Source organism: Paracraurococcus ruber, from assembly GCF_004353985.1.
GTDB classification, from domain to species: domain Bacteria; phylum Pseudomonadota; class Alphaproteobacteria; order Acetobacterales; family Acetobacteraceae; genus Paracraurococcus; species Paracraurococcus ruber.
Genome location: NZ_SMOA01000515.1, coordinates 1 through 1,988, shown reverse-complemented (window position 1 = coordinate 1,988; position 1,988 = coordinate 1). Strand labels below are relative to the sequence as shown.

Sequence of the window (1,988 nt, the reverse complement as noted above, 5' to 3'; positions counted from 1 at the left end):
CGCCGGCGTGGCGCCCGGCGCAGCGCCTGCGGGACCCCGGCCGGCCGCGGTCGGCGGCCTGCCGCCGCGCCTCTCAGCCCGGCGGCACCGGCCAGTTCCGCACCAGGCGGCGGATCGCCGTCGCCGCCGGCCGGCGGCCCTCGCCGACATACTCCTCGTGGTGCTCCTCGATCCGCGCCGGGTCGTAGAGGTAGTTCACCATCAGCCCGGCGCTCTCCTTCAGCCCCTTCTCGGAGATGTCGGCGCGGGCGTTGATCCGCTCCACCCGCGCGCCGTTCGAGAGGTGGAAATGCGCCACCGGGTCGCGCGCCCGCTTCGGGCTGCGCGGATTGCCCTCGTTCAGCAGGTAGCCGGCGCAGAGGCGCAGCAGCACCGGCTCCATCGCCTTCGCCACCGCCTCCTCCCGGTACCAGCCGCGCTGGCCCAGGATGCGCAGCAGCGTGTCCGAGGCATGCTCGGCCGGCACCAGCGCGCTGGCCGCCCCGCCCGAGGCCGGCGCGGGCAGCGAGGCCTGGGCCGGCGCCGCGGCGCGCAGCGACAGCGCCTCCTCCTCGGTCAGCAGCGGCGTGCCGCGGTCCGCCGCGCGCTGCTGCAGCCAGCGGCGGAAGCCGGGGATGGGCGACAGGGTGGCGAAGCTCTTCAGGTTCGCCAGCTCCTCCCCCAGCAGCGCCACCACCCGCTTGATGAGGAAATTGCCGAAGGAGATGCCGTCCAGCCCGCGCTGGCAGTTGTTGATGGAATAGAAGATGGCGGTGTCGGCCCCGCGCGGGTCCTGCACCGGCGCCTTCTCGTCCAGCAGCTTCTGCACGCTGGCCGCCATGCCCTGGACCAGCGCGACCTCGACGAAGATCAGCGGCTCCTCCGGCATGCGCGGGTGGAAGAAGGCGTAGCAGCGGCGGTCGCTGTCCAGCCGGTTCTTCAGGTCCCGCCAGGTGCGGATCCGGTGCACCGCCTCGTAGCGCACCAGCTTCTCGAGCAGCGCCGCCGGGGAGTTCCAGTCGATCCGCCGCAGCTCCAGGAAGCCGACATCGAACCAGCTCGCCAGCAGGTTCTTCAGGTCGGTCTCCAGCGCCTGCAGCAGCGGGTCGCGCTCCATCAGCTGCAGCAGCTCGGCCCGCAGCTCCACCAGGAAGCGCATGCCGTCGGGGATGGTGGTGAACTGGGTCAGCAGCCGCACCCGCGGCGCCTCCAGCGCCCGGCGCAGCGCCGCCTTGGCGATGGCGCGGCCGGCCGGGTCGGCGGCGGCCCCGAGCCGCTCGACCGCCCGGGCCAGCGCCGCATCATCGGCATCGAAGCCGGCCAGGGTGAGGAGGAACTCCGCCCGCCCCGCCGGGTCCAGCGCCAGATAGGCCTGCGCCAGCCGGGCGGCGCGGTTGCGGGCGGAAACCTCGCCGCCGCGGCCGTCGAGGCAGGCGCGCATCTGGTCGGCGATGGTCTCGGCCTCGCCGCCCACCACGCGCTCGGCCATGTCGCGCCAGAGGGAGGTGACGCGCCGCAGGGCGCGATCCAGCAGGCCCGTTTCCAGGGCAAGGTCGGACATCGGGCTGGGCCCTCCCTCGGCCCTTTGCAATCCGGAGAAACCTAGCGCGATTTCGGGTGCGCAGTCAGTTAACGCGCGCGGTTTCCAGCGCCCCTGGCAACAGGGTGATGAGATCGGCCGCGACCAGCCCCGGCCCGTGCCGCCGCGCCGCCTCCCCCTGGATCCAGGCGCCGCAGCAGGCGGCCTCGAAGGCCGGCATCCCCTGGGCCAGCAGGGCGGCGATGCTGCCGGCCAGCACGTCGCCGGTCCCGCCGGTGGCCAGCGTCGGCGGGGCGTTGTCGTTGATGGCGGCGCGTCCGTCCGGCGCGGCGATGACCGTGTCGGCGCCCTTCAGCAGCAGCACCGCGCCGGCCGCGGCGGCGGCGCGGCGGGCGGCGGCGAGCTTGTCCGGCCCCGGCGGGCCGAAGACGCGGGCATATTCGCCGGCATGCGGGGTGAGCACGGCGGC

2 protein-coding genes are annotated in these 1,988 nt (G+C 74.6%); both read right to left on the bottom strand.

Annotated features, from left to right (window positions below):
• Positions 1 to 73: 73 nt before the first annotated feature.
• The gene (locus E2C05_RS31345; RefSeq protein WP_133223519.1) at positions 74 to 1,540 is read right to left on the bottom strand and encodes a malonyl-CoA decarboxylase; all 1,467 of its coding nucleotides are present in this window, start codon (positions 1,538 to 1,540) and stop codon (positions 74 to 76) included.
• A 64-nt stretch (positions 1,541 to 1,604) separates the two neighbouring features.
• On the bottom strand, positions 1,605 to 1,988 hold a 384-nt coding region (locus E2C05_RS31340; protein WP_133223518.1), incomplete at its 5' end, for an ADP-dependent NAD(P)H-hydrate dehydratase.

Coding starts and splice junctions, on each gene's coding strand:
- E2C05_RS31345 (WP_133223519.1), bottom strand. CDS start 1,540: ATGTCCGACCTTGCCCTGGAAACGGGCCTGCTGGATCGCGCCCTGCGG.